Source organism: Nocardiopsis yanglingensis (genome assembly GCF_045809185.1).
Taxonomy (GTDB): domain Bacteria; phylum Pseudomonadota; class Gammaproteobacteria; order Xanthomonadales; family Xanthomonadaceae; genus Stenotrophomonas; species Stenotrophomonas yanglingensis.
On sequence record NZ_JBJNRH010000001.1, the window covers coordinates 428005 to 448546 of the forward strand.

Sequence of the window (20542 nt, forward strand, 5' to 3'; positions counted from 1 at the left end):
TGAACGGATGATACCCGCGCCCGGCCCCGGCAACATGCCTTTTGACACAAGTGCGGGCGCCGCCGGCCGGGTTACCCTCGGGCCCTTGTTTGCCTTACCGGAGTTCCTACCTTGACCACTCGCCTTGCCCTTGCCGTGGCCATGTCCCTCGGCCTTGCCCTGCCCGCCTTCTCTGCCGGCGCCGCCACCCCGGCTGCCAGCACCAATGCCCAGCAGGCCAATCCGTTCTTTGCCGAAAGCCCGCTGCCGCTGCACTTCCCGCAGTTCGACAAGATCAAGGACAGTGACTTCGCTCCGGCCTTCGACGCCGGCATGGCGCAGCAGCTGAAGGAAGTGGAGGCGATCGCCAACAACAAGGCCAAGCCGACCTTCGACAACACCATCATCGCCCTGGAAAAGAGCGGTGACATCCTCGACCGTGCGACCACCGTGTTCTTCAGCCTGGTCGGCGCCGACACCAACGACTCCCGGAAGAAGCTGCAGGCCGACTACTCGGCCAGGTTCGCCGCGCACAGCGATGCGATCGCGCTGAACGGCAAGCTGTTCGCCCGCATCCAGGCGCTGTACGACACCCGCAGCCAGCTGGGCCTGGACGCCGAAGGCGTGCGCCTGGTCGAGAAGTACTACGACAACTACGTGCGCGCCGGCGCCAAGCTGTCCGAGGCCGACAAGGCCACGCTGAAGGAGATGAACGCCGAGCTGGCCAACCTGGGCACCAAGTTCAGCCAGAACGTGCAGTCGGAAGTGAACGCTTCGGCGATCACCGTTGACGACGTCAAGGAGCTGGACGGCCTGTCCAAGGAGCAGATCGCTGCCGCCGCCGAAGCCGCCAAGGCTCGTGGCCTGGAAGGCAAGTACGTGATCACCCTGCTCAACACCACCGGCCAGCCGCCGCTGACCAACCTGGCCAACCGCGCCCTGCGCCAGAAGATCTACGAAGCTTCGACCACCCGCGGCAGCCGCGGCGGTGAGTTCGACAACACCGCGCTGGTCTCGCGCATCATGCAGCTGCGTGCCGACAAGGCCAAGCTGATGGGCTTCCCGAACTTCGCCGCCTACAACCTGACCAACCAGACCGCCAAGACCCCGGAAGCGGTCAACGCGATGCTGGGCAAGCTGGCCCCGGCCGCGGTGGCCAATGCCAAGCGCGAAGCCGCCGACCTGCAGGCGATGATCGACAAGGAACAGAAAGCCGCGCGCAAGCCGACCTTCCAGCTGGAACCGTGGGACTGGGCCTTCTACAGCGAGAAGGTGCGCCAGGCCAAGTACAACTTCGACGAGTCGCAGCTGAAGCCGTACTTCGAGATGAAGAACGTGCTGGAGAACGGCGTGTTCTACGCCGCCGGCCAGGAATTCGGCCTGACCTTCAAGCAGCGCACCGATCTGCCGGTCTACCACGATGACGTCACCGTCTACGACGTGTTCGACGCCGACGGCAGCCAGCTGGCGATCTTCATCTTCGACCCGTATGCACGTGCCTCCAAGCGCGGTGGTGCGTGGATGAACTCCTACGTTTCGCAGTCCAAGCTGACCGGCTTCAAGCCGGTGGTCGCCAACCACCTGAACATCCCGAAGCCGCCGGCCGGCCAGCCGACCCTGCTGACCTGGGATGAGGTGAACACCACCTTCCACGAGTTCGGCCACGCCCTGCACGGCATGTTCTCCAACGTGAAGTACCCGTACTTCTCGGGCACTTCGGTGCCGCGTGACTTCGTCGAGTTCCCCTCGCAGGTCAACGAAATGTGGTCGGACAATCCGGTCATCCTGAAGAACTACGCCAAGCACTACCAGAATGGTTCGGCGATGCCGCAGGCACTGCTGGACAAGGTGCTGGCCGCTGCCAAGTTCAACCAGGGCTTCGCCACCACCGAGTACCTGGGTGCGGCCATGCTTGACCAGCGCTGGCACCAGATCGGCGCCGACCAGGTGCCGGCCGCCAAGGACGTGATGGCCTTCGAGCGCGCCGCGCTGGAGAAGGACGGCATCTACTACGCGCCGGTTCCGCCCCGCTACAAGACCCCGTACTTCAGCCACATCATGGGCGGCTACTCGGCCGGCTACTACGCCTACATCTGGTCGGAAGTGCTCGACGCCAACACCCAGAAGTGGTTCAAGGACAACGGCGGCCTGAGCCGCAAGAACGGTGACCACTTCCGCGCCACTCTGCTGTCCAAGGGCGGCAGCGTCGACGCGATGCAGCTGTTCCGCGATTTCGCCGGCCACGAGCCGCAGATCGAACCGCTGCTGGAAAAGCGTGGCCTGACCGGCGCCGGCAACTGATCGCCAGCGCAGTCGCCTGAAACGAAAGCCGCCCGGGAGACCGGGCGGTTTTTTTTGTTGGGGTTGGGGTCAGAACCCATTTCTGCGAAATGGGATCTGACCCCGGGGTCGGATCCCTTTCCAACGGAAAGGGCTCCGACCCGACCATGAACTCACCGCGGCGCTACGTACCCACCCGGCACACCTTCCGGCGACAGCACCAGCTGCCACAACTGCGCGTGCCGGCAGCGGAACGTGGCCATCGAGCCAGCCAGGTAGAAGCGCCACATGCGCCGGAAGTGCTCGTCGTAGCGCGCATCCAGCCGTGGCCATGCCGCTTCCACGTTGCGCCGCCAGGCCTGCAGGGTCAGGTCGTAGTCGGTGCCAAAGTTGTGCCAGTCCTCCAGCACGAAATGCCCTTCGAACGCCTTGCTGATCTGCACTGCCGACGGCAGCATCGAGTTGGGGAAGATGTAGCGCGCGATCCACGGATCGGTGCGATGCCGCGAGATATTGGTGCCGATGCTGTGCAGCAACAGCAGGCCGCGCGGCGACAGGCAGCGTTTGGCCACCTCGAAGAAGCTGGCGTAGTTCTTGTCGCCGACGTGCTCGAACATGCCGATCGAGAAGATCGCATCGAACGGTTCGTGCAGTTCGCGGTAGTCCTGCAGACGGATCTCGATCGGCAGACCGGCGCACAGTTCGCGCGCGAACTCGGCCTGCTCCTGCGAAATGGTCACGCCAACGCCACTTACACCGTAGCGCTCGGCGGCGAACTTCAGGGCTTCGCCCCAGCCACAACCGATATCCAGCACACGCTGCCCCGGGCGCAGGCCCAGCTTGCGGCAGACCAGGTCAAGCTTGGCTTCCTGCGCGGCGTCAAGATCGTCGGCATTGCGCCAGTAGCCGCAGCTGTACACCAGGCGCTGACCGAGCATGGCCTGGTAGAGATCGTTGCCGAGGTCGTAGTGGCGGCGGCCCACCTCGTAGCTGCCCTGCCCCACCTGCAGGTTGAACAGGCGTGCCTTCAGTGCATCGGCCACTTCGCGCCAGCCGTGCACCCGTTCGTCCAGGTGCGCCTGCATCAGGTGGACGAGGAATTCATCCAGGACGTTGGCGTCCCACCAACCGTCCATGTAGCTTTCGCCGAGGCCGAGTGAGCCGTGCGCCATGACCCGCGCGAAGAAGCGCGGGTCATGCACCTGGATATCCTGTGGCTGGGTACCGCCGATGCGGACCCCGGCTTCCTGCAGCAGGCCGGCGACCCGCTCCTGCAACCCTGTATCCACGCCACCTCCTCGACTACGGTCAACCGCGTGCGAACAGCTCCACGTAGTCCTTGGCCACGTGCGGCAACAGCACCGCCGCCGGTACATCGGCGGTCTGGGTGCCGTCCGAGTATGGACCCACCTGGTACGGCGGGAAAACAAAGCGCAGCGCCGTGATCTGCCCCTTGTCGTCGGTCAGCGGCTGGAACTGGCTGAAATTGTCGGCCTGCGGGCCGGTACCGTCGGCGATCATGCGCGATGCGTTGCGCAGCGATTCCTGCAGCTGGGCCGGGTCCATGTCCTCGCCGCTGAGGCGGGTTGCCACGCGTTCGCGCAGCTGGTCGGCGACGAAATCGCTGATCGCCTTCCAGCCCTTGGCATCGGCCACCAGCTTTTCGGCGCTGAGCATCTGCTGCTGCGCCGGCAGCCACACGAAGCGCGCCACCAGCGGTTCGCCGTGGGCGCCACCGGTATAGCGGCTGCCGTCGGCACTGACCACCACCAGCTGCGGGGTTTCCAACAGCTTCTCGAAGCTCAGCGACAGCTCGTAGGGCATGGTCGGCTTGTCGTTGCCAAGCCCGTCCAGTGCCTGCTGCAGGTCGCTGCGAGCGCTGGTGGCATAGTCCTGCAGCGCGCGCGCCAGGCCCGGGTAGCGGTCGATGCCGGCCGGGTAGCTGATACCCACCACTTCGCGTTCGTTGTTCTCGATCACGTCGCGCAGGTCCAGCGGCGCTTCCGTGGCCGGCGTTTCGCCTGCGGCGGTGGCCTCGGCGGCGGGTGCCGCGTCGGCCGCCGGTGCCGGCTCGCTTTCACGCTGGCAACCGGCCAGCAACAGCACGCCCACCACGCCGGCCAGCACGCTGCCGCGCAGTGGCCGGTTGTTTCCAATCTTCATCGGGATCCCCTGTTCATGTTTGTACATCATCGCCTGCCATGGCTGAAGCGTGACCCGCTGGCGTTCAGCCAACGAGCAGGTCGTGGTACTCCTCGTGCCGCTGCAGGAAGGCCTCGGCGTAGGAGCATGCCGGCACCACCTTGTATTTCTGCTCGCGGGCGAAACGCAGTGCCACGCGGGTCAACTCACCGGCAATGCCACGGCCGGCGATCGGCTCGGGCACTTCGGTGTGGGTGATGACCATGCGCCTGCGCTTGATCTGGTAATCGAGCACCGCCAGCTGTCCACGCACACGGGCGGTGAAGCGGTGGTTGGCCAGGTCGTGTTCGACCTCGTAGGCCAGACCGGGGGGCGTGACCGAAGCCATGGAACTGTCTCCTGCGGCGACTGCGTGGATGGTGCGCAGCCGGGCGCCATGATCGCGTGAAGCCTGAACAGGGGCAAGTCCAGTCCGTTCACGTCAGTTTTCGCCCCTCAAGCTGGAGGGCCGCAGGCCGCTATCGCCTGTGGAGGGGTCCGGCCAGGCTGGCACGGCCCTTGCGACCGTTGACCATGCGTACCACCGCGGAGGCACCGATGCACCCCAGCGATCCCCATTCCGATACCGACCGCGCCCTGCTGGAGGGCCTGCTGCAACTGGCGGTGGAAGGGCAGACCGAAGACCAGGATTTCCAGCGCATCGGCGAGGAAGTGTTCGCCCGCCTGCTGGACACCTACGGCCAGCAGACCGCGGCCTGAGCCTGCCGGGGCGGATCGCTGCCGATCCGCCCCGCTCCCGCCATCAACCGCCGCCGAGGCGGAAGGTCGGGTTGGAGAGTTCGCGCAGGAAGTGGTTGAAGATGCTCGGCTGCATGGCCAGCATGAAGATCACGCCGAACGCCGCGCCCGCCAGGTGGGCACTGTGGTTGATGCGGTCACCGCCGCGCTTGTCCATCCAGATGCTGTAGCCGACATAGAACGCGGCGTAGACGATGGCTGGCGCCGGGATGAAGAACACCAGGATGATCGACCACGGCTTGATCAGGATGAAGGCGAACAGCACCGCCGACACCGCACCGGACGCACCCAGGCTGAGGTAGTTCGGATTCTTCTGGTTCTTCAGGTAGCTGGGCAGGATCGAGACCAGCAGCGCGCCGATGTAGAACGCCGGATAGGTCAGGTAGCTGCCGGTCAGCTGCACCATCACGCTCTCGATGAATCCCCCGAAGAAGAACAGGGTGATCATGTTGAAGATCAGGTGCGACCAGTCGGCGTGGATGAAGCCATAGGTCACCAGCCGGTCGTACTGGCGGTGACGGTCGATGGCCGGCGGCCACAGGATCAGGCGGTCGGCCAGCTTGCGGTTGTTGAACGCCATCCACGACAGGATGGCGGTGACGGCGATCAACAGCAGATTGACGGGGGTCATGTCAGGCTCAGGCGCTACGGTAGTTGTCGACCATACGATAGCGTTTCGCATACCAACCGAAGGCCAACGCCGCGATGAAGGCGAAGCCGGCGAAGAAGAACATCAGGAACGCCGCCTCGCTCAGGCCCGTACCGGCGATCTGGTGGGTCACCGTGTCATTGCGCACCGCCGCGTTGGACAGCAGCACCCACAGGTTGCCGATGGTGGTGGTCAGGTTCCAGAAGCTCATCACCACGCCCTTCATCGCCTGCGGCGCCTGGCTGTAGGCGAACTCCAGGCCAGTGGCCGAGACCAGCACCTCACCGAAGGTCAGCAGCGCGTACGGCAGGATCTGCCAGAAGATCGACATGGCATTGCCACCGTCCATTACCACCTGGATGCCACCGATGACGATCCAGGCCAGGCCGCTGAAGGCGATACCGGCGGTCATGCGGCGCAGCGCGGTCGGCTCGAAACCGAAGCGGCGCAGGGCCGGGTACAGCACCAGGTTGTTGAACGGAATCAGGATCATCACCAGCAGCGGGTTCAGCGCCTGCATCTGCGAGGCGGTGAACCAGCTCGGCATCTGCATCTGCTGGCCCTGCAGGACCCAGGTCGAGGCCTTCTGGTCGAACAGCGAGAAGAACGGCGTGGTCAACGCGAAGATCACCAGCACGCGCAGTACCGAACGCACACCTTCCACGGCTTCGGCCGGATGCTGGCCGCGGGCGCGGTCCAGCTGCAGCCAGGTACCGCCACCGATGCCGGCGAGGATGGCCACCAGCGCCAGGCACAGGCAGATCACGATGCCCAACGAACCGACCAGGCCGAACGAGGCCACTGCCAGCACCCCACCGAGCACGGCGATCACCAGGCCCGGACGGCCCTGGCCCGCCACGCGCGCGGTCAGCGCGGTGCGCACCACGTTGGCGAACGAATGCGGATCCTTCGGCGGCAGCGGTACCAGCACGTAGCGCTTGCGGCCCAGCCAGAACACGAAGGTGGCGATGAACATCAGGATGCCCGGGATGCCGAACGCCCACTGCGGGCCCCAGTTCTTCAGCACCAGCGGAATCAGCAGCGAGGCGAACAGCGAGCCGAAATTGATGATCCAGTAGAAGGCGTCGAAGACGATCTTGGCCAGGTGCTTGTTGCTCTGGTCGAACTGGTCGCCCATGAACGAGGCCACCAGCGGCTTGATGCCACCGGCGCCCAGCGCGATCAGGCCCAGGCCGAGGAAGAAGCCTTCACGGCTGTTCTCGAACAGCGCCAGGCACAGGTGGCCGGCGCAGTAGACCAGGCTGAACCAGAGGATGGTGTGGTATTTGCCGAAGAACTTGTCGGCCAGCCAGCCACCAAGCAGCGGGAAGAAATACACGCCGATCATGAAGCTGTGCATGATGTCCTTGGCTTCACCGGCACGGCCTTCCGCCGTGATTTCCTGCAGCAGCAGCGAGGTGATCAGGAACTGCACCAGGATGTTGCGCATCCCGTAGAAACTGAACCGTTCGCAGGCCTCATTGCCGATGATGTACGGAATCTGGCGCGGCATCTTTCCTTGGCCGGCGATGGGGGCGACTGCGTCGTGGCTCATCCTGTAAGGCATTCCTGCAAAGCGAAAGGCGCAAGGTTACCGGAACCAGGGCTTGCGAAGCACGCTGCAGGGCTGCATGACAACGGTGCCAATCCATGGCAGGCAGTGTTGGCCGTGCCGGAAGTCACGGCACCTGCACGACAAAAGCGTAAACTTATCGTTATGCGCCCCCTCGCCCACGCCCGCCTCCTGCTCAGCTGTCTTGCGCTGTTGCTGGCGTTGCAGGCCCAGGCGCGGCCGCAGGCGCCGGCGTCCGCCACTGGCGGGGGCGAGCCCCGGCAGCTGACCGTGGCCGCGCTGGAATTGCCCAGCCGCGATGACACGCAATGGAAACAGCGCCGCGAACAGGTCGCGCAGCTGCTGACCGACCTGCAACCGGACGTGATTTCGGTGCAGCAGGTGTTGCAGCAACAGGGCCGCAACCCGGCCTGCTGGCTGGCCAGCCGGCTGCGCTACAGCTGCGACTTCGTTACCGCCGATCCACCCAGCCAGCCACTGCGGCATGGCAACGCGATGCTGACCCGGCTGCCGGTCAGCGAAGACGGGGTCACCCTGCTGCATCCACCCGGCACCTTCAGCGCCGCCGGCATGATGCGGCTGAAGCTGGGCGAGGCGCTGGTCAACATCTATGTGGCGCGACTGCGCCCGGACCTGGACGAGGCCACCGCCCGCCAGCATCAGACCAGCGATCTGATGACCTGGATCGGCGCCACCTCCGAGGGCATGCCCAGCCTGATCGCCGGTGATTTCTCCGCCAACACGGTGGAACTGGTGCGCAGCACGCCCGGCTTCCAGCCGGCCCGGCGCAATCCCGGCGGCCGCGCCGATCCGCCCGCGGCCAGTGGCGGCGGTGCGAGTGGCCATGGGCTGGACGTGCTGTTCCAGGTCAAGCACTTCGGCGGCATCCGCCAGCAGCCGATCCTGCTGCCGGCCGACGGCGACCTGCCCGGCCTGCGCCTGGGCGTAATGGCGACCCTGCGCCTGCAGGGGGATACGGCGTCTGCCGAATAGCCACGCCTTCGCCCCGATGGGGGCCGACCTTAGTCGGCACATTCCCACCGCGCGCGCACATGCTTCCGTGCCGACCAAGGTCGGCACCTACCAGAATCGGCCCCATTCCCTGGACTGACAGACAAAAAAGGCCGGGGTCTCCCCCGGCCTTTTCAGTTCATCCCGTTACCGCGATCAGGCGATCGCTTCCTGGTAACGGCGCTCGACTTCGTTCCAGTCGATGACGTTGAAGAACGCGCCGATGTATTCCGGACGACGGTTCTGGTACTTCAGGTAGTACGCGTGTTCCCACACGTCCAGGCCGAGGATGGGGGTGTTGCCTTCCATCAGCGGGCTGTCCTGGTTGCCGGTGCTCTCGACCACGACCTTCTTGTCCGGGGTCACGCTCAGCCACGCCCAGCCGCTGCCGAAACGGGTCAGCGCAGCCTTGGTGAAGGCGTCCTTGAACTTGTCAAAGCCGCCCAGGTCCTTGTCGATGGCCTTGGCCACGTCGCCCACCGGGTTACCGCCAGCATTCGGAGCCATCACGGTCCAGAACAGCGAGTGGTTGGCATGGCCGCCACCGTTGTTGCGTACCGGACCCTGCAGGTTCTCCGGCAGCGACTTGAGCTTCTTCACCAGTTCTTCGACCGGCAGGTCAGCGTACTCGGTGCCTTCCAGCGCCGCGTTGACGTTGTTGATGTAGGTCTGGTGATGCTTGGTGTGATGGATTTCCATCGTCGCCGCATCGATATGCGGTTCCAGCGCGTCGTAGGCGTAGGACAGCTTGGGCAGGGTATAGGCCATGATGCATCTCCTGATTGCGAGGGCACCCGACGGTGTCGGGCGTTGCGCGGTGAATGATGGGGACAGACCGCCAGATTACCAAGGGGGATGTAAAGGAAATTGCGTCCTGCCAGTGAGCACGACGGCAATTGTTACGCAGCAGTGACGCGATGCCATCCTCATGCACCGTGCAGCGCGCAGGCGCTACAGTGCCTGCACCGCCCTCGCCCGCTCCTTGCCCATGCGCAACCCCCGGCTGCTGATCACCGCCATCGCCCTGCTGCTGCTCGGCCTGGTCGTCAACCATTTCATGCAGCGCCCACCGGCGCCGCAGTTCGCGCCGGACCTGCAGGGTGCGCCTGCCGCGCGCGCGCCGGCCACGGCCACGGCCACGGCCACGCCCGCAACCGGCAACGACAGCCGCCTGCCCGCATTCCTGCCCGCTGAAGCCCGGCAGACCATCGCCCTGATCCAGCGTGGCGGCCCATTCCCTCACCGCCAGGACGGCAGCACCTTCGGCAACCGCGAGCAGCAGCTGCCGCAGCGCCCGCGCGGCTACTACCGCGAATACACCGTCGACACCCCCGGTGCGCGTACCCGCGGCACGCGCCGCATCGTCACCGGTGGCTATCCGCCGGAGGCGTGGTACTACACCGACGACCACTACGCATCGTTCCGCAGCTTCACCGTGCCAGCCCAGGGAGCGCAGCAATGAGCCACGATGATTTCGGCCTCGGCCTGCATGACATCAACAATGCCGGCGTCTACGCCATCGACAGCGACGACATCGGCGCACTGGCCGCAGCGATGCGCGATGCCGGGCTGAAGGTGATCCGCATCGATCTGGAAGGCGTGGCCGACAAGCGCACCCTGCTCGCCCGGCTGGCCGCGCAACTGGATTTCCCGGCCGGCTTCGGCGGCAACTGGGATGCGCTGTCGGACAACCTGCGCGACCTGCAGTGGCTGCCAGCCAACGGTTACGCGCTGTTCCTGGCCGACGTGGACACGTTGCGTGCCTCCACGCAGAAGGACTTCGACACCCTACTGGATGTGATGGATGAAGCCAGTCGTGACTGGGTTGGCCGCGACGTGCCGTTCTGGGTGTTCCTGTCGCAGAGCGCGTAAGTCACCGCCCAGGTAGAGGCCGACCCTGGTCGGCGCACGTGCTCCGGCGTGCTCCGGTAGATGCCGACCTTGGTCGGCGCTTCTGTGCCAACCAAGGTTGGCACCTACCAACGCGCGAGCCGGCCAGCGTGTGGGGCCCGCGCGCCCTGCCTAGCGGCTCCCGTTATCTTCCTGCAGCTCTTTCTTGAACGGGATGTCCGGCGGCGGTCGCGCCACCGCCGGCTGGTCCTGCATGTTGGGGTTGGTCAGGCCGCAGCCACCACCGGCCTGCAGGATCGAGATCACGCAGGAGATCTTCGTGCTGGTACCCGGCAACGGAATCTCCATTGCCTTGACCCCCTTGCGCACCCACTCGGCCAGCAGCGATTCCTGCGGGACCCAGTACTTATCGAACGAAGTGGGCGTGTAGTCGTAAGGCGGTCGCTTCAACCAGGTGCCCGATTGCGCGATGCGTTCCTTGCTCCAGCCGTCGTTTGCCCCACCTGGCGCACCGCGCTCGGCACGACCCTCGCCTTCCTGGCCCGGCACGCGGACGCTGCCATCGGCATTGAACAGGCCACTGCCCTTGCCGCTGGTACTGGCCTGGCGGGCGCCGTTGTCGGCGCCATCATGGTTGCGGCTTGACGCACCCCAGTCATCACCCTTGGCGGGCGTGGCCCAGTTGCCCGGATTGGGGGCCGGGCGCGCTCCAGCCTGGGCCGGGGTCGTGCTGGATGCAGCAGGCCGCGCAGCGCTGCTGCTCGCCTGCGTCGCGCTGCCATTGGCTGCCGGCGCGGGCGTTGCCGCGGGTGCATTGCCACTGGAAGACGAAGGGGCTGCCGCCGGTGCCGAAGCTACTTCGCGCTCGCGCACCTGTACGTCACGACCCGCCGGCGCATGCACCGCCGGTTCACGACCGGCGACGGTCGCCATCCGCACCTGCGGATCGACCACCGCCTGCACTTCACGCTCGCGCACCTGCACGTCACGCTGCGGCACGCGCACCTGCACATCGGCCGTGCGCAGCGGCTGCGACACCGCCGGTGCATCGACCGTACTGACTTCGCGTTCCTGCACCGGGATGTCACGCAGCTGCGGCGTCCGCACCGCGATCTGCGGCGCACGCATCGCGGTTGGGGTTGGCGGCGCCTGCACCGGCTGCACGCTGCGCTCGCGCACCGTGGGTGTGGTGTCACGCGGCACGATACTGACCTCGGTGCGCGGCACGCTGACCGGCGGCACCACGAAATCGGTGCTGGCCTGCGCCACTTCGGTGGCCTGCACCGGCGACGGTGGCGGCGCGGCAACCGGTGCGGGCTCGGCTTCGGCCGGCGGCGACGGCACGCTGGTGGCTGTCGGTGCTGGAGCCGGTGCGGGCGCAGGCGCCGACGCGGCCGCAGGACGCGGCTCAGGTGCAGTCGCTGCCCCCCCGTCCTGGCCGGCGGCAACCTGGCCGGCCGGTGCCGCCGCAGCCGCCTCGGCACCCGGCTGATCGCCCCCACCTTCCTGGGTGGCGCGACCGACGAATTCCACCTGCACACGCTCGCCTTCGGCGCCTTCTGCTTCCGGTGCCGTGGTGCGGATCACCGCCACCCACAGCAGCAGCACGAAGAACAGCAGGTGCAGCAGCGCGCTGGCCAACGCCGAGGTCCAGCGCATCCAGCGCTGATCGCGCGGCGCAGCATCCCAGTCCTGCCAGAACAACCGGCGCAGCGACTGCCACGTTGACAGCCGGGGCGATTGGCCCGGCGGTCCAGGCAGTGGGCGCGGCAGCAATACCGCAATCACTTCGCGGGCGTGGAACGGCCGCGGCAGCGGGCCCAGCGAGCGCAGCCACAGCGCCCAGCCATAGGGCAGGCGCGTGGTCTTCTCGAGGACGGCGCGTGGCTGCTGGCGGGCCAGCAGCAGGTCGATGAGTTGCTCGGCCCGGGTCAGAGGCACGCGTCAGCGATCAGGCGGCGTTGCCGCGAGGGATGTACGGCGCGTGGCCGCTGTCGTGGTCGGTCGCGTCGCGCACGGCAGTCACGCCCGGCACGCGGCCCATCAGGGTCTTTTCAATGCCCTGCTTGAGGGTCACATCGGCCATGCCACAGCCCTGGCAGCCACCCCCGAAGCGCAGCAGCACCACGCCTTCGGCCGAGACTTCCTGCACGGCCACCTTGCCACCATGCGAGGCCAGCTGCGGATTGATTTCGTTCTCGACCACCCAGTGCACGCGCTCGACCAGCGAGGCGGCATCGCCGGGCGCCTCGCCCTTGATGCGCGGTGCCTTGATGGTCAGCTGCTGGGCGCCCGCCGTGCCGGCGACGATGTCGATCTCGGCGCCATCGAGCCATCCGACGCTGCCGGCATCGACGTAAAGGGTGAAGCCATCGCAGTCCACCGCCCACTCGTCACCGAGCAGGTCGCTGGGCTCGGCGAACTCAAGCCGGGCATCGGCGCGCGGGGTGCCGGGGTCGACCGCACTCAAGCGCACGCCCATGCCGGGCACGCCCTCGCGTTCGATCAGCTTGCGGAAATGGGTCTGGGCAGTGTCGGAGATCTGGATCATCAGGCTATTCTAGCCAAGTAAGCGTCAGCCGCTCATTCGGTTTATACACCGTCCGGCGCATTGTTCAGTCAACACGAGGTGGAGATTCCCATGGCCGACCTGATTCCACTGGCCCAGGCCCGTTGCGTGCCGCGCAAAGGCAGCGACCACAAGCTTGGCGAAGCCCGCCTGGCCGAACTGCTGCCGCAGATTCCCGGCTGGGAGCTGAGCGAGGGTGGTCAGGCCCTGTCGCGCACCTTCCGCTTCAAGGATTACTACGCCACCATGGCCTTCGTGAACGCGCTGGCCTGGATCGCTCATCGCGAGGACCACCATCCGGACCTTGGCGTGCACTACGACCGCGCGGTCGTGCGCTTCTCCACCCATGACGTGGGCGGCCTGAGCGAGAACGACTTCATCTGCGCGGCAAAGACTTCGGCCCTGACGGAGCAACTGCCATGAACATACGTTTGCTGAGCCTGTCCCTGATCGCTGCGACCGGCCTGGCCGGCTGTGGCCCGTCCGAACCGCCGGCACCACCACCGCCGCCGCCGACCGAAGTGGCCGCGGTGAAGACGCCGCCGCCGCAGTACCCGCTGGAACTGGCCTGCATGGGCGTGGGTGGCACCAGCACCTTCAAGGTGACCATCGGCACCGACGGCAAGCCGAGCGAAGTGGCTCTGCTGACCGGCGCCGGCAACCCGCAGCTGGACGAGCTGGCCAAGACCGCCGTGCAGGGCTGGCAGTTCAATGCCGCCACCCGCAACGGCCAACCGGTGCCGGCCACCATCCAGGTGCCGGTCAGCTTCAACCCGCCGCAGCCGAAGCCAGACCAGTGCTTCGCCATCGAAGAACGCCTGCGTCGCGGCGGCTGATCGCCCGTACCCCGACGAGGCCAGCCGACGCCCGCCTCGCCCTCGCCGCCCCGGCACAGCCCGGGGCGGTTGTCTGTTGACCAGGACCGCGTCGGTACATGCTGCAGATTCCCCCCGAAAATGTCTGGATCGCACTGGCGGTCACCCTTGCGGCCGGCCTCGCCACCGCCATCGGCAGCCTGCTGGTGCTGTTCTCGCGCCGGCCCAATCCGCGCCTGCTGGCGTTCGGCCTGGCCTTTGCCGGCGGCGCAATGGTCTATGTGTCGCTGTCGGAGATCCTCAACAAGTCCATTGCCTCGTTCGCACTGGCCTATGGCGAGCGCACCGGCTTCACCTACGGCACCCTGGCCTTCCTGCTGGGCGTGATCGTGATCGTGCTGATCGACCATTTCATTCCCAATCCGCATGACAGTCTGGACAAACAGGACCCGGCGTTCCGCGAGAACAGCCGCGAGTACCTGAAGCGGGTTGCCCTGCTGACCTCGATCGCGATCACCGCGCACAATTTCCCGGAAGGGCTGGCGACCTTCTTCGCGACGCTGGAAAGCCCGTCGGTGGGCATGCCGCTGGCCTTCGCCATCGCCATCCACAACATTCCCGAGGGCATTGCGATTGCGGTGCCGGTGTACTTCGCTACCCAGAACAAGTTCTATGCGTTCAGCGCCAGCCTGCTGTCGGGCCTGGCCGAACCGGTGGGCGCGGCGCTGGGCTACTGGCTGCTGTCCGGGTCGTTGTCGCACGCCACCTTCGGCTGGGTGTTCGGGCTGATCGCCGGCGTGATGGTGTTCCTGGCGCTGGACGAGCTGCTGCCGGCGGCCAAGCGCTATGCCAAGGGCCACGAGACGGTGTACGGGCTGGTGGCAGGCATGGGCACGCTGGCGATCAGCCTGGTGCTGTTCAAGTGGTGAGGGGCGCAGCAGGACGCATCCACGCACGGCGTGGATCTACCGCCCCCAGGTAGCGCCAGGCCAGGCCTGGCGACAGTGACTGGCGCCCTGCACTGCTTTCAGCGGAGCCGGTCCAGCGCCTCGACCAGCTCATCGGCCAGCGGCGCGTTCAGTACATACGGGCTCTTGCCATCGTCCAGTGCGAACTCCAGCGAGGCCGCGTGCAGGAAGAGGCGTTTCAGGCCGATCTGCTCACGAAGCCGCTTGTTGACCGCAGGATCGCCGTACTTGTCGTCACCGGCCACCGGATGCCCCAGATGCTGGGCATGCACGCGGATCTGGTGGGTGCGGCCGGTCTCGATGCGCACTTCGCAGTACGAATGGCCGCCGCGACGCTCCAGCACACGGAAGTGGCTGATCGATTCCTTGCCGATCGCGTTCACCTGCACATGGCGCTCGCCGCCCTGGCGCAGACCCACGTGCAGCGGCGCGTCGACCGTCATCACACCGTCGGGCATGCGCCCGGCCAGCAGGGTCAGGTAGCGCTTGCGGATGCCGGCGCCATGGTCTTCACGCAGCAGCGCCTGCAGTTCGCTCAGCGCCGAGCGCTTCTTGGCCACGATCAGCAGGCCCGAGGTGTCGCGATCCAACCGGTGGACCAGCTCCAGGGTCTGGCCCGGGCGCAGGGCACGCAGCGTCTCGATGGCGCCGAAGCTGATGCCGCTGCCACCGTGGCTGGCCACGCCGGTCGGCTTGTTCAGGGCCAGCAGGCGGGCATCCTCGAAGACGATGGCCTGCTCCAGGCGGCGCATGAACGCCTCCGGCGGACCGGCCTTGTCTCCTTCCTCACTGAGACGAACCGGCGGCACACGCACCTCATCACCCGCCTCGAGCTTGCGTTCGGCCTTGGCGCGGCCACCATTCACCCGTACTTGGCCGCTGCGCACCAGCTTGTAGACCAGGCTGCGCGGGGCGCCCTTCAGCTGGCCGAGCAGGAAGTTGTCCAGACGCTGGCCGGCACGGTCGGCGGGAACGGTGATCATGCGCACGGAAGGCTTGTCGCCAGCGGGCTTGGTGGGGTCTTGGGCAGTCATCAGGCTGTTTATTCTGTTACACTCGGGGGGCGAGATAAGGGATTGATTTCGTTGGAAGTTACTCAGGGCCAGAAGCCCAGCTTCCGACGAATCCGGCACAGTGCGCGACCACCGCCCGCGGGGCGGCCATGTTAGCGGCTCACCGGCCTTCCCGGCCATCGCCGGATGCCTGACACGCAACCGTGCTGAACATGTCCCGCGTGGCGCTCCAGCCTGGCTGACAGCTGCCTGCGGCCTGTAACACCCCAAAACCCATAAGAGTGAAGCGCTCCCGCGGCCTGCCGTGGTGTCGTAGCGCTGGAAACCCAAGCCGCCCTCCCCGCGCTTGCGCGAATGGGCGGCGAACCGTGTCCAGAGGCGAAACCCCATGGCGTTCCGCGCGGTAGCCGCTTGCGAGGAACGCAACAATGAAGCGAATGCTGATCAACGCCACGCAGGCTGAAGAGCTGCGTGTTGCCATCGTGGATGGCCAGTCGTTGTATGACATCGACATCGAGCAGCCGTCGAAGGAACAGAAGAAGTCCAACATCTACAAGGGCCGGATCTTCCGCATCGAGCCCTCGCTGGAAGCGGCCTTCGTTGAATACGGTGGCGGCCGCCATGGCTTCCTGCCGCTGAAGGAAATCTCCCGCGACTACTTCCAGGCCGGTGTCGACCACAACAAGGCCGGCATCCGCGAGCTGCTGAAGGAAGGCCAGGAGATCGTCGTCCAGGTGGACAAGGAAGAGCGCGGCAACAAGGGCGCTGCCCTGACCACGTTCATCTCCCTGGCCGGCCGCTACATGGTACTGATGCCGAACTCGCCGAGCGCGGGCGGTGTCTCCCGCCGCATCGAAGGCGAAGACCGGGCTGCCCTGAAGGACGCCCTGGACAAGCTGAACATCCCCGACGACATGGGCGTGATCATCCGCACCGCCGGTGTTGGCCGCGATGCCGAAGAGCTGCAGTGGGATCTGGATTACCTGCTGAACGTCTGGCGCGCCATCGCCGAAGCGGCCCTGAGCAAGCCGGCCCCGTTCCTGATCTACCAGGAATCGCGCCTGATCGTGCGCGCCCTGCGTGACTACCTGCGTGCCGATATCGGCGAGATCCTGGTGGACACCGAGGAGATGTACGAGCACGCCCGCGAGTTCATGCAGCAGGTGATGCCGCAGACCCTGCGCAAGCTCAAGCATTACAAGGACGACATCCCGCTGTTCAACCGCTTCCAGATCGAATCGCAGATCGAAGGCGCCTACGAGCGCAACGTGCGCCTGCCGTCGGGCGGCTCGATCGTGGTCGACCAGACCGAAGCGCTGACCGCCGTCGACGTCAACTCCTCGCGCGCCACCAAGGGCAGCGACATCGAGGACACCGCCTTCCAGACCAATCTGGAAGCAGCCGAGGAAGTGGCCCGCCAGCTCCGCCTGCGCGACCTGGGCGGCCTGGTGGTCATCGACTTCATCGACATGGCCTCCAACAAGCACCAGCGTGAAGTTGAGAACCGCCTGGCCAACGCGCTGAAGTACGACCGCGCGCGTGTCCAGGTCGGCCGCATCTCGCGCTTCGGCCTGCTGGAAATGAGCCGCCAGCGCCTGCGCCCGAGCCTGGGCGAGTCCAGCCAGATCGTCTGCCCGCGTTGCGACGGCCACGGCCGCATGCGCAGCGTCGAGTCGCTGTCGCTGTCGATCATCCGCGTCGCCGAAGAGCATGCGATGAAGGAGAACACCGGGCAGGTGCTGGTGCAGGCCCCGGTGGAGATCGCCAACTACCTGTTGAACGAAAAGCGCAGCGCCCTGCGCGAGATCGAGCAGCGCCACGAGGCGCCGATCGTGATCGTCGCCGACGAGCAGCTGCACACCCCGCACTACACCGTCACCCGCCTGCGCGAGAACGAGCTGGGTGAAGAGAGCAACAAGCCCAGCTACCAGCGCGGCACCCCGCGCAAGCTGCCGGTGCACGCGCTGACCAAGGGCCAGCTGAACATCCCGCCGCCGGCGGTGACCCAGGTCAAGCACACCTCCCCCGCCCCGGTGCGCGAGGAAGTGGAGCCGGCCGCAGCGGCCCCGGCCCCGGTCGTGGCAGCGCCGGTGGCGCCGGCCCCGAGCGGCGGCGTGATCGGTTGGCTCAAGCGCGTGTTCGGTGGCGAACCGGCCCCCGCGCCGGCGCCGGCAGCCCCTGCTGCACGCCAGCAGCAGGACGGCGGCCGCAAGGACCGCAACAAGGATCGCAACAAGGACCGCAAGGACCGTCGCGACGACAACCGTGGCAATGGCGGCAACGGCAACGCGCAGCAGCAGAAGGACGGCGGCAACCGAAAGGACCGCGGTGAGCAGCGCAGCAAGGACGGCCGCAACGGTAACAACGGCAATGCCCAGCAGCAGCCGCAGCAGGGCAAGCAGAAGGAGCCGCAGCAGAAGGATGGCCAGCAGCAGCCGCAGCAGCAGAACAAGCCGCGCAACGAGCAGCAGGGCCAGAACCAGAACCCGCAGCAGCCCAAGCTGAAGCAGCCGAAGCAGCCGCGCCCGCAGCAGGACGCTGACAAGCCGGCCGAGAAGCCGCAGCGCAACGCCGCCGAAGCACCGGCCGAAGCCGTGACCGCGACTGCAGCCGTGGCCGCCACCGCCGTCGCCGCCAATGTGGTGACCGCGCAGGAAGCCACTGCACCGGTCGCCCCGGTTGCCCCGGTCGCCGCCGCTCCGGTGGACACCGCAGCACCGGTCGAGACCGCTGCCAACACTGCCAGCGAGGCCGAGGTGGTTGTGGTTGCCGGTGAAGAGGCTGCAACCGACGCCAATGGCGAGCAGGCAGGCGAAGGCGCGACCCGCCGTCGTCGTGGCCGTCGTGGTGGCCGTCGTCGTCGTCGCGGTGGCGCCGAGAACGCCGCCGGCAGCGACGCCCTGGGCGATGACCAGGACGATGGTGACGACGGTGATGACGCCGAGCCGAACGTCGACAGCACTGCCGGCACTGCGCCGGTCGGCGCTGCGCAGCCGACCCGTTCGCAGCCGGAGTTCGACTTCGATGACGAAGCCGAGCCGGCCGCTGCCGACGCCGCGAAGCCGGTCCGTGCTGCCGCCGCCGTTGCCGCCGCACCGGTCGCCGTGGTGAGCAGCGCCGTGGTCGAAGCCGCCGCCCCGGTCGAAGCTGCCGCGAAGACCGAAGCGGTGTCCTCGCCGGTACAGACCAGCATGCTTGATGCCATCGACGCCGCGACCCCGGTCCAGCCGGTGGCCGTTGCCGCGCCGGCAATCGAAGCCATTGCGCCGATGACCGAAGCCAAGCCGGTCGCGGTTGAAGCAGCCCCGGTGGTTGAAGCCGCTCCGGTGATCGAAGCGAAGCCGGCGGCGGTCGAGGCTGCGCCGGTGGTGGAAGCCAAGCCGGAGATCGTTGAAGCCGCGCCGGTGGTCGAAGCCAAGCCGGTGGCCGTTGAGGCTGCGCCGGTGGTTGAAGCCAAGCCGGTCGTCGAGCCCGTCGTGGCCGCCGAACAGCCGGTCGTTCCGGTGGCGGTGGAAGCCGCGCCGATCGAAGCCGCTGCCCCGGTCGCCGAAGCGGTGGTGACGCCGTCGATCGACCCGGTCGCCGATGGCCATGCCGACGCTGCAGCCCAGGCTGCAGAAGCCAAGGCCGACGAAGAAGACGAAGAGGCCGCCAAGCGCACGCCGCCGGCGAACTGATCGCGCTTTGATCGCGTGAAAGCGAAACGGCGGGGATCAATGATCCCCGCCGTTTTTGTTTGTGCGTCAGGCGCGTGCAGCGCTCTGGTAGAGGCCAACCTCGGTTGGCGCCGTTGTTGGAGCGAACGCGGACACGCCCGTGCCAACCAAGGTTGGCACCCACCAGGGCACAACCCGCGCACGGTCACTGCTCTGGTAGAGGCCAACCTCGGTTGGCGCCGTTGTTGGAGCGAACGCGGACACGCCCGTGCCAACCAGGGTTGGCACCCACCAGGGCACAACCCGCGCACGGTCACTGCTCTGGTAGAGGCCAACCTCGGTTGGCGCCGTTGTTGGAGCGGACGCGGACACGCCCGTGCCAACCAAGGTTGGCAGCTACCAGGACATCAGCGCGCCGGTGCGAACTGCAACCGGGTCCACACGCCGTAGTGATCGGATGCCCAGCGACCGCTGTCGTCGGGCTGGTCAAACAGCAGCTTCGCCTCGCGCGCGACCATCTCGTCCTGCTGGAAGAAGATGTGGTCGATCCGCGAAGGCGCCTGGTAGTAATGACGATTGAGCGTACTGACCCCGGCCAGGTCGGTGCTGACGTGCACGCTGCCGTAGCTGTCGCCGTAGTGACTGCGCAGCTCGCTCAGGTCGCCGGCGTCCACCAGCGCATTGAAATCGCCGGCGATCACCACCGGTGCACCGGCCGAAGTTGCAGTGATGAAGCGCAGCAGGTCCTCGACCTGGGTGCGGCGGATGCGCTGACCACTCGCGTCGTTGCGCTCGTTCAGATGCGTGGCATAGACGTTCACCGGCGTGCCGTCGACGTCGATGCGCAGGTGAGCCACCGTGCGGTAGTCGTCCAACGGCTGCAGCAGATGTTCCCCCTGGCCGAGGATCGGCCGCCGGGTCAGCAGCGCATTGCCGTAGCGCTTCGGTGCGCCCACCGGGTCGGTGGACACGAACACGTACCTGTAGCCGAGTTGGCCGGCCAGCCATTGCGCCTGGTTGCGCACGTTGCGGCGCTGGATCACCTCCTGCAGGGCAACCGCATCCGGCTGCAGGCGCTTTAGCTCGGCCAGGATGGTGCGGCGCCGGCTCGGCCAGTCTTCGCGGTCATGATGCAGGTTGAAGGTGACCATGCTCATGCCCGGCGCACTGGCAACGTCGGCCGCCGCAGTCGTGGCAGCCGGTTCGGCCGCCATCATCACGCCCGGCAATGCCAAGGC

Annotated in this window: 19 protein-coding genes; 9 read left to right on the plus strand and 10 right to left on the minus strand. The window is 66.8% G+C overall.

What is annotated here, in order from left to right:
- The first annotated feature begins 111 nt into the window (after window positions 1–111).
- Window positions 112–2280, plus strand: a complete 2169-nt coding sequence (locus tag ACJ7C5_RS02005) for a M3 family metallopeptidase (protein ID WP_412702922.1) — start codon at window positions 112–114, stop codon at window positions 2278–2280.
- A 152-nt stretch (window positions 2281–2432) separates the two neighbouring features.
- Here ACJ7C5_RS02005 and cfa read toward each other — a convergent pair whose 3' ends face one another.
- From cfa to ACJ7C5_RS02020, 3 genes are all read right to left on the minus strand, one after another.
- Window positions 2433–3548, minus strand: coding sequence for a cyclopropane fatty acyl phospholipid synthase (cfa, locus tag ACJ7C5_RS02010; RefSeq protein ID WP_412702923.1), 1116 nt, complete (start codon window positions 3546–3548; stop codon window positions 2433–2435).
- Between the two features lie 19 nt (window positions 3549–3567).
- Window positions 3568–4422: a DUF3298 and DUF4163 domain-containing protein gene (locus tag ACJ7C5_RS02015; protein ID WP_412702924.1), complete on the minus strand. Its 855-nt coding sequence runs from the start codon at window positions 4420–4422 to the stop codon at window positions 3568–3570.
- Window positions 4423–4486: 64 nt separating this feature from the next.
- Entirely contained in the window at window positions 4487–4789 is a 303-nt protein-coding gene (locus tag ACJ7C5_RS02020) for a GNAT family N-acetyltransferase (RefSeq protein ID WP_006455911.1), read from the minus strand.
- Window positions 4790–4974: 185 nt separating this feature from the next.
- Between ACJ7C5_RS02020 and ACJ7C5_RS02025 the strand changes: the two genes are divergently transcribed.
- On the plus strand, window positions 4975–5160 hold the full coding sequence (locus ACJ7C5_RS02025) for a hypothetical protein (protein ID WP_088026547.1): 186 nt from the start codon (window positions 4975–4977) through the stop codon (window positions 5158–5160).
- A gap of 43 nt (window positions 5161–5203) precedes the next feature.
- On the opposite strand, the gene ACJ7C5_RS02030 is transcribed toward ACJ7C5_RS02025, so the two are convergent.
- Both ACJ7C5_RS02030 and ACJ7C5_RS02035 read right to left on the minus strand, forming a co-directional pair.
- Window positions 5204–5830: a rhomboid family intramembrane serine protease gene (locus tag ACJ7C5_RS02030; RefSeq protein WP_088026548.1), complete on the minus strand. Its 627-nt coding sequence runs from the start codon at window positions 5828–5830 to the stop codon at window positions 5204–5206.
- A gap of 7 nt (window positions 5831–5837) precedes the next feature.
- On the minus strand, window positions 5838–7403 hold the full coding sequence (locus ACJ7C5_RS02035; protein WP_088026549.1) for a POT-type proton-dependent oligopeptide transporter: 1566 nt from the start codon (window positions 7401–7403) through the stop codon (window positions 5838–5840).
- Between the two features lie 162 nt (window positions 7404–7565).
- Between ACJ7C5_RS02035 and ACJ7C5_RS02040 the strand changes: the two genes are divergently transcribed.
- A complete protein-coding gene (locus tag ACJ7C5_RS02040; protein ID WP_088026550.1) occupies window positions 7566–8414 on the plus strand; it encodes an endonuclease/exonuclease/phosphatase family protein in 849 nt (282 codons plus the stop codon).
- A gap of 174 nt (window positions 8415–8588) precedes the next feature.
- Here the strand turns inward: ACJ7C5_RS02040 and ACJ7C5_RS02045 are convergent, their stop codons facing one another.
- Window positions 8589–9200, minus strand: coding sequence for a superoxide dismutase (locus ACJ7C5_RS02045; RefSeq protein ID WP_005410310.1), 612 nt, complete (start codon window positions 9198–9200; stop codon window positions 8589–8591).
- A gap of 220 nt (window positions 9201–9420) precedes the next feature.
- On the opposite strand from ACJ7C5_RS02045, the gene ACJ7C5_RS02050 reads away from it, so the two are divergent.
- Both ACJ7C5_RS02050 and ACJ7C5_RS02055 read left to right on the plus strand, forming a co-directional pair.
- On the plus strand, window positions 9421–9894 hold the full coding sequence (locus ACJ7C5_RS02050) for a guanyl-specific ribonuclease (RefSeq protein WP_412702925.1): 474 nt from the start codon (window positions 9421–9423) through the stop codon (window positions 9892–9894).
- On the plus strand, window positions 9891–10304 hold the full coding sequence (locus tag ACJ7C5_RS02055; RefSeq protein WP_032129660.1) for a barstar family protein: 414 nt from the start codon (window positions 9891–9893) through the stop codon (window positions 10302–10304). The genes ACJ7C5_RS02050 and ACJ7C5_RS02055 overlap by 4 nt, the downstream gene beginning before the upstream one ends.
- Before the next feature lie 150 nt (window positions 10305–10454).
- Here ACJ7C5_RS02055 and ACJ7C5_RS02060 read toward each other — a convergent pair whose 3' ends face one another.
- Together ACJ7C5_RS02060 and ACJ7C5_RS02065 are read right to left on the minus strand one after the other, a co-directional pair.
- On the minus strand, window positions 10455–12224 hold the full coding sequence (locus tag ACJ7C5_RS02060) for a hypothetical protein (RefSeq protein ID WP_412702926.1): 1770 nt from the start codon (window positions 12222–12224) through the stop codon (window positions 10455–10457).
- A gap of 10 nt (window positions 12225–12234) precedes the next feature.
- Window positions 12235–12834: an NfuA family Fe-S biogenesis protein gene (locus ACJ7C5_RS02065; protein ID WP_088026553.1), complete on the minus strand. Its 600-nt coding sequence runs from the start codon at window positions 12832–12834 to the stop codon at window positions 12235–12237.
- Between the two features lie 90 nt (window positions 12835–12924).
- Between ACJ7C5_RS02065 and ACJ7C5_RS02070 the strand changes: the two genes are divergently transcribed.
- The 3 genes from ACJ7C5_RS02070 to zupT all read left to right on the plus strand — a co-directional run bounded on the left by ACJ7C5_RS02070 (window position 12925) and on the right by zupT (window position 14596).
- Complete coding sequence (locus tag ACJ7C5_RS02070; protein ID WP_006456031.1) at window positions 12925–13275, plus strand: 4a-hydroxytetrahydrobiopterin dehydratase; 351 nt, start codon at window positions 12925–12927, stop codon at window positions 13273–13275.
- Entirely contained in the window at window positions 13272–13688 is a 417-nt protein-coding gene (locus ACJ7C5_RS02075) for an energy transducer TonB (RefSeq protein ID WP_088026554.1), read from the plus strand. Before ACJ7C5_RS02070 ends, ACJ7C5_RS02075 begins: the two co-directional genes overlap by 4 nt.
- A 98-nt stretch (window positions 13689–13786) precedes the next feature.
- Window positions 13787–14596 carry a zinc transporter ZupT gene (gene zupT / locus ACJ7C5_RS02080; protein ID WP_006456115.1) on the plus strand — a complete coding sequence of 270 codons (810 nt, stop codon included), beginning with the start codon at window positions 13787–13789 and terminating at the stop codon, window positions 14594–14596.
- 98 nt (window positions 14597–14694) lie between these two features.
- Here the strand turns inward: zupT and ACJ7C5_RS02085 are convergent, their stop codons facing one another.
- On the minus strand, window positions 14695–15669 hold the full coding sequence (locus tag ACJ7C5_RS02085; protein WP_049433696.1) for an RluA family pseudouridine synthase: 975 nt from the start codon (window positions 15667–15669) through the stop codon (window positions 14695–14697).
- Between the two features lie 407 nt (window positions 15670–16076).
- Here ACJ7C5_RS02085 and rne point away from each other — a divergent pair, with 407 nt between their 5' ends.
- The gene (rne, locus tag ACJ7C5_RS02090; RefSeq protein WP_412702927.1) at window positions 16077–19325 is read left to right on the plus strand and encodes a ribonuclease E; all 3249 of its coding nucleotides are present in this window, start codon (window positions 16077–16079) and stop codon (window positions 19323–19325) included.
- 386 nt (window positions 19326–19711) lie between these two features.
- On the opposite strand, the gene ACJ7C5_RS02095 is transcribed toward rne, so the two are convergent.
- The gene (locus ACJ7C5_RS02095) at window positions 19712–20539 is read right to left on the minus strand and encodes an endonuclease/exonuclease/phosphatase family protein (protein ID WP_412702928.1); all 828 of its coding nucleotides are present in this window, start codon (window positions 20537–20539) and stop codon (window positions 19712–19714) included.
- Between the last annotated feature and the right edge of the window lie 3 nt (window positions 20540–20542).